The following is a 6,355-nucleotide window of genomic DNA, read 5'->3' as shown; positions in this document are numbered from 1 at the left end:
CCACTTCGAAACCCCGGATGGCTCGCGCTGGCACTATCAATACGATCCGTTCGGGCGCAGAATTCGGAAGCTGAAAGTGCACGATGGCAAACTGGCCGCCGCGAATTTACAGTTATGGCTGGCCGGCAGACCGGATATCGAGCCAAGAGCCGATGCGATCATGGGCAGGGATTTCCTGTGGAGCGGGGATCAGCTGATCGAGGAAGTGCCCATTTATGCCGATGGCACGCCGGTAGAAGAGCAGCGCGTCCGCTGGCTCTATGAACCCGGCGCCTTAACCCCGTCGGCCCGCTTTGAAAAAGGCAAGCTACACTATATTATCAGTGACCATCAGGGCACCCCGCGCGAGATGCTGGATGAGCAAGGGGTACTGGTCTGGGCGCAGCGGCTGAAAACGTGGGGACAGGCAGAGAAATCGCAGGTGATGCCCTCTAACCACCCGGATTATCATGTTGATTGTCACTTCCGGTTTATGGGGCAGTTTGAGGATGAGGAAAGCGGGTTATACTACAATCGGTTCCGCTATTATTCGCCGGAGACGGGGCAGTATATTTCGCCAGACCCCATAGGCTTGCTGGGAGGGCTGAATCCTTACGGATATGTGCACAATCCACTGTCTTGGGTCGATCCACTGGGATTAACAAGTTGCCCTCCACCAGAAATAAAAGCTACACAAATCGGATTAAGAAACCCTAAACAGATTGATGGCATGAAAAAAGATATGCTCGATGGTACTTTTGATTTTTCTCTTCCAAAAAATCAGGTTGGTGGTTTTGTCGACTCTAGCGGAACTTATTATATGGGAGAAGGACATCATAGAATGGTTGCAGCCCAAGAAATATATAAAGAAACAGGCGATGTTAAATATATTAATAAGCTAATAGAGAATGGTACATGGACAAGGACAAATTCACCACCGACTGATGCTAGGGCTATGCCATCAAGAAGTTTCTTTAGTAATTTAAGAAACAAATTAGGATTTTAAGAATGAGAAAAATAAGTATATATTCAAATATGTTATGTAAATCATTGTCTTACATAAGAAATGTACAAACGCATTCTTGCTTTAGAAAGGCCTTTGATAAATCTTGTTACATGGAGGCTGAACTATTACATAACATTGTTACATCTCTTACCGAAGAAGACATGACAGAGCATGATGTGTTTTTTTTAAATAATCATGCGAGATTTTATTTAGAAAATGCTCGCGATAAAGAGTGCGTTAATTACCATTCTCATGAAAATGATATAAAGAATTTATTTAGTCTTGTTCCTGAGCATCTGAAAAACCAGCTTGAATGGCCGGGGCCTCAATAGTAGTTTTTACTATCAGAATATAGCCGGAAAGATCCCCGTGATCTTCCGGCTTCGTTCTTTTTTAAGAGCGGCTCATTCCCTGCCTTTAGTTGCTTTTGTAGTCACCAATCAGTTCCCGCATCCGCAGCTTAATTTCACTGAGCTGGTCTTGCTGGCGCTGGTATTGTTGTTTGATGGTGCGGATGGCAGAAAGTGGATTACTCGATCATCCGATTATCGTTGAAACCGCTTATGGCACGATTGTGCTGCGGGCTGAACTGCCCGTATTATTGGCCTGAGTAACCACAAAGATAAATATGCCGGATACCGGATGCTGGATTCAGCAATCCGGTTTTTTATTTTCTGACGGTGTTCCCAATATTTTTATTGACACTCTGCCTGTTTAACAAAATCATTCAACAAACGAATAATTTCATCCAGACAATCTGTTGTGTATTTTTCTATAAATAGACAATCACCATAGCCCGATGTATTTTTATCATAATTAAATCTCTTAAACGTCAAAGTAAAAATACCCTCAACCCTTTTATATTTACCATACTCATTGCCTTCATAATATACATCAAAACAAGACCCATTTTTTTGTAATAACCAATAATACGATCAAAGGCTTGTTTCTGGCTAATTGTAACCGGAGAACCTTCAGAATAATAAGGGCGATCATCAAATAAACAATCAAACGTTTTATCATGCTGTGAATAAATGGGTTTACTGGAAACTGACAAACTTAACGGCCATAACCCGTGGCCAAACAGTCGATTGAATGAGCCTCTCTCCTAGCGGATAATATTAAATCACAATTGACAGGGTCGAAAACACCTATTTTCAATCCTGATTATAATAATTAACTTATTATCTGGTAATAACAACCCTCCCATCAATAATGGATAAATAGGGGCTGTAAGTTGCTAGTCTATCTGTATTTATTTTATCCATTATTATTGGGGAACGACCAAAAACCCCAGTTTCCAAACGAAATAATCGACCACCTTTGTATTTAACTAATTCAAAATCTTTCCATTTAGGAAGGGTTCTAATTGTATATTTTTTATTATCAGTCAGTCTATCAAAATTCATTGAATCAAAAAATATCCTGGGATTGCTATTATCAGCCATCGCCCATTCATCCCAGGGCGCGAGCATACTTTTTTAAAGTCTCTTGAATGAAGGCGAATGACATGATCTAATCAGCTTTATTTTCCTCTTCATGACTCACCTATGACTCTCATTGAACATTTATCCGTTGTGAAAGAAACCCGCTCTGATATCAATCGCCAGTATGATTTGGTTGATGTTATTTTCCTCGTTGTCAGTGCCATTATGGCAGGAGCCGAGGGATGGCAAGACATTGAGACTTATGGCCGGGCTAAAATTAAGTGGTTGAGAGAATACCGCGCCTTTCCTCACGGGATCCCCCGCCGACATACGATTGCGAGAATACTCCGGGCTATCGAGCTGGATCCGTTACTGGAAGCGTTGCTGAACTGGGTCAATGAACAGCGTGAGCTGGACGGAAAACCGATCATTGCCTTTGACGGAAAAGCCCTGAGACGGGCTTACCGGAATGAAAAGAAAAATGCGGTCCAGCTGGTCACTGCCTATGATACCGAACGGGGATTGGTATTGAGCCAGAAAGCCACGGCCACAAAAAAGGGTGAAATCCGTGTCGTTTGTCAAATGCTGGATATCCTTAATCTGAAAGGCAGTATTGTGACGCTGGATGCCCTGCACTGTCAGCGTGAAACCCTGGAAAAAATCAGTGAGAAGAAAGCGCATGTGGTTGTCCAGGTAAAGAAAAATCAGCCTAAGCTATGGGCGGCTATCCAGTCACAATTTCAGGCGGTGTTTGATGCGGGTAAAGAAAAGATTGTCACCGAAGTTAAGCAAGAAGCGCATGGACGTAAGGAAGAACGCTATGTTTTCCAGCTTAAACCTCAATTTTCCCCCGAAATGGCAGAAAAATGGCCGACAATTCGCAGTATCATTGCGGTTGAACGGCATCGGTCAGAAAAGGGTAAAGGCACGGTAGATACGTCCTACTATATTAGCTCGCTTTCTCCCCGGCACAAATTATTAGGACACTACATTCGCCAGCATTGGCGGATTGAAAATAGCCAACATTATATTCTTGATGTGGTTTTTAAAGAAGATGATTCACGTATTGTACTGGACGGCGCCATTGAAAATTTGGCGCTATTCCGGCGCATCGTGTTGAATATGGTCAAACAATGTGACTGTGGTGCTCCCAGCCAAAGAAATAAACTTAAAAAAGCAGGCTGGAGTGATGATTATCGTGCACAAGTGTTCTTTGGATAGATATTAACCAAAGTATGCTCGCGCCCTGCATTCATCCCATGCAGGTTTACTCATTTTCCATAATTGATCGAGATCCTTATGTGAAAGAGTATTGATAATTTCTTGATAGAAATTTTTAATTGCAGGGAGGTCATTTTCTGTTACCGGACGTGCTTTAGTCCACATCCAGTCGGGTAGTCCATTCAGGCTAAATGATTTTCTTGCCTTGTAAAAGCCTTTATCACCAGGTGCGGTTGCCATCCCCGTGAATTCAAACTCTGTTCCTGTTCTTCCTTTTTGATTTAGTGACTCTGATGTTAGAGTATTCCCCTCCTTATCCACAGTCAATTTGATATGACTGATTATTTCCTCATCACCGACAGCGGATACTTTTTTTAATGTGGTTTCACACCGGGCGTTGGGATCAAATTTATTTGATTTTTCAGATGTTCTATCCTTAAAAAGTAATTCTATGGTATTAGTACCATTTTCCAGAAAAGCGGTCGCATTTAAACCACTGGATTGGACACCATGCGTACCAGCACCACGATTATCCATAGCAGGCATACCATTTACACTTAAATAGCAAAAACTTTTGCTTGTATTCATTGAGAGTAAATATTTATAGTCCATTTCAGGTTTACCTAATGCGTTATTTGAAACAATACATGTAAAAAATAGAATACTAGCCCAACGAAATCCGATATGTTGACTCTTCTTTAGACAGTGGTTTGTGGAATATCCATTCTTTTTCAGCATTTGTGTTTATTCCTTCTTCTCTCTGTTCATCATTATCTGTATCGCCTTTCTTACCTACACCAAAAGCCAATTCTACATTTACCATCGCTTTTATACCATCATGGTAAAGTACCAAATCCAACACTTTTTCATTTTGGGAATTTGTGGCATCCCCAATCAGCGCCCTGTTAGACTCCCAGACAAACATAACGCTCAAGTCACCACTGAGGATTAAATCTAACTGCACACCATAAAATGCCCCATTCTTACCTTGCTTGACCTCTTGTTCGAGTTCCTCTCCCGCTTCACGTATTTTAGCAACAACTGTATCAAGTTTAAAATAGGCGGAAAATATCTGAAGAACATCAGCTCGTAGTTCTAAACCTATTAATGGTATTGCAGCAATATCCGCATTAAATTTACAGAATAGTTGATATTTATCACTGTGTGAAAATTCATAATATCCGCAAATGCCAACTTCCTGAATTAGTTACCAAATAACGGCTTTAACAATATTATTTATAATCAAGATCGAAAATTAATTTCAATCTTGATTATATATTTTAACTATGGATTCATTCCATCTAAAGGAAAAATAAAGAAAGATTCACATTCTTTCGAACTGCAACCTAAATAAATAGATTCCTTATTATTTTCAAGCGTAGTTATACCTCCTCCATTGATATAAAAACTCCACATTTTATTATTTATCTTTGCTTCTCCATTTATATTACATGGAGTTTGATAAAAAACATCATATGGATAATATTCATACTCTTTGCTGTTCTTAAAGATCTTCTCCACATCTTCTTTACTTATCTTCCATTTTTTACATTCATTAACAATATCTTCATCTTCACTTTTTGTTAGCTCTAAACCTGTTATATTAACCACCTCTATTTTATTATTTATTGAGTAAACGCAAGGGCTAAATATCATTAAAATAAAGATTAGCACCTTCGCCTTCTGTTTTATAAGATATTTTATCATGCTCATATATATCACCATTACCTAAATTATAATTACATTTTAATAAACCAACCAATTTTTTAATGGATTCATTTTGTTGTATGGTTGCCTGATCCCAAGATTTAGATACATTATTATAGCCCGCAACAACCTCAATTCCTACACTATCATTATTCATAGGGTATCTATCAGGGTATGTTTTTAGTTTTTCGTGGTCATGAATTTTTTTCGGATTCCATCCAAAATTCTTTATTTTTATTGCTTCATCTGAATCACAACTATTTTCTGCTATACACTTAGATCTTATTTTTCCTATATGATATGTATATTGTTTTAAACTAGCAGTTTGTTTTATTGTACCATCCTTGTCTATAATAAAATGCGTCCCAACACCCGTTGATTTGAATGATGATATAGCTGTTGACATACTTGAACCTCCTGTCCTATGTAATACTATAGCATTTATTGTACTCATTTCACCATGTTCTAAAGCACTAACATCATCTTGAATTATATCAGTGTTTTTAAAATATCCATTATCATTAACATATGGGATCTTACTTAATACATGCTTAACAAAATCCTCTCTTGCTTCTGGAGGCGGGCACATGGCACAGGCTTTACCAGCATTCCATATATTATTTTCATCATGCTCAGATAATTTTCTTATTAATTCTTCCTTTTTGTTGAAGCAGATACTATCATTGAGCACTATTAACAATGTTTTTTCTTTTTCGTTGATAGGTTTCATCTAATATTCCTTTTAACGATAAATTAACTGGTTTTAATCAAGATAAATTAAAAATGTGGGTTAACTATTGTTCATAAACTGCCACCCTTTCTCATACAGTTCAAAGTAGATACAAATGGATTTTCTCAAATATCCTTACCCAATATTCACACTGCCGCCGCCAATCACAACACCGCCACAATCAACGGCATCCCCGGTTCGGGCGGCCGGTTTCCCCTCAATAAAGACGGAGCCGGAACCTCCGGCGATCGTCCGTGAATGTGACGCATGGGGAGCCAGTGCGTC

9 protein-coding genes are annotated in these 6,355 nt (G+C 39.3%); 3 read left to right on the top strand and 6 right to left on the bottom strand.

Translation table 11 applies throughout. The annotated features are described in order from the left end of the window. Nucleotides 1–985 (top strand): RHS repeat domain-containing protein (locus tag Xbed_RS17675; RefSeq protein WP_086114160.1); only part of this gene is annotated, 985 nt, incomplete at its 5' end. 2 nt (nucleotides 986–987) lie between these two features. Continuing rightward, nucleotides 988–1,317: a hypothetical protein gene (locus Xbed_RS17670; RefSeq protein ID WP_086114158.1), complete on the top strand. Its 330-nt coding sequence runs from the start codon at nucleotides 988–990 to the stop codon at nucleotides 1,315–1,317. An 852-nt stretch (nucleotides 1,318–2,169) separates the two neighbouring features. Here Xbed_RS17670 and Xbed_RS17660 read toward each other — a convergent pair. Next, nucleotides 2,170–2,433 carry a hypothetical protein gene (locus Xbed_RS17660; RefSeq protein ID WP_139837527.1) on the bottom strand — a complete coding sequence of 88 codons (264 nt, stop codon included), beginning with the start codon at nucleotides 2,431–2,433 and terminating at the stop codon, nucleotides 2,170–2,172. A 102-nt stretch (nucleotides 2,434–2,535) separates the two neighbouring features. On the opposite strand from Xbed_RS17660, the gene Xbed_RS17655 reads away from it, so the two are divergent. Beyond that, nucleotides 2,536–3,633 (top strand): ISAs1 family transposase, encoded by a 1,098-nt coding sequence (locus tag Xbed_RS17655; protein ID WP_086114155.1) that lies wholly within the window; start codon nucleotides 2,536–2,538, stop codon nucleotides 3,631–3,633. Nucleotides 3,634–3,636: 3 nt separating this feature from the next. Here the strand turns inward: Xbed_RS17655 and Xbed_RS17650 are convergent, their stop codons facing one another. From Xbed_RS17650 to Xbed_RS17630, 5 genes are all read right to left on the bottom strand, one after another. Continuing rightward, the gene (locus tag Xbed_RS17650) at nucleotides 3,637–4,245 is read right to left on the bottom strand and encodes a hypothetical protein (protein ID WP_086114154.1); all 609 of its coding nucleotides are present in this window, start codon (nucleotides 4,243–4,245) and stop codon (nucleotides 3,637–3,639) included. A gap of 52 nt (nucleotides 4,246–4,297) precedes the next feature. After that, nucleotides 4,298–4,597, bottom strand: coding sequence for a hypothetical protein (locus Xbed_RS17645; protein WP_139837526.1), 300 nt, complete (start codon nucleotides 4,595–4,597; stop codon nucleotides 4,298–4,300). Nucleotides 4,598–4,917: 320 nt separating this feature from the next. Further along, on the bottom strand, nucleotides 4,918–5,307 hold the full coding sequence (locus Xbed_RS17640) for a hypothetical protein (protein WP_139837525.1): 390 nt from the start codon (nucleotides 5,305–5,307) through the stop codon (nucleotides 4,918–4,920). Next, complete coding sequence (locus Xbed_RS17635; RefSeq protein ID WP_086114151.1) at nucleotides 5,279–6,070, bottom strand: peptidoglycan recognition protein family protein; 792 nt, start codon at nucleotides 6,068–6,070, stop codon at nucleotides 5,279–5,281. The genes Xbed_RS17640 and Xbed_RS17635 overlap by 29 nt, the downstream gene beginning before the upstream one ends. A 135-nt stretch (nucleotides 6,071–6,205) precedes the next feature. Then, nucleotides 6,206–6,355: PAAR domain-containing protein (locus Xbed_RS17630; protein WP_208612270.1), on the bottom strand; the 150-nt coding region annotated here is incomplete at its 5' end.

The sequence above is a fragment of the Xenorhabdus beddingii genome (genome assembly GCF_002127545.1).
Classification (GTDB): domain Bacteria; phylum Pseudomonadota; class Gammaproteobacteria; order Enterobacterales; family Enterobacteriaceae; genus Xenorhabdus; species Xenorhabdus beddingii.
Note: the sequence above shows the minus strand (reverse complement) of the source record. Positions and strands in the feature narration are given on the sequence as shown.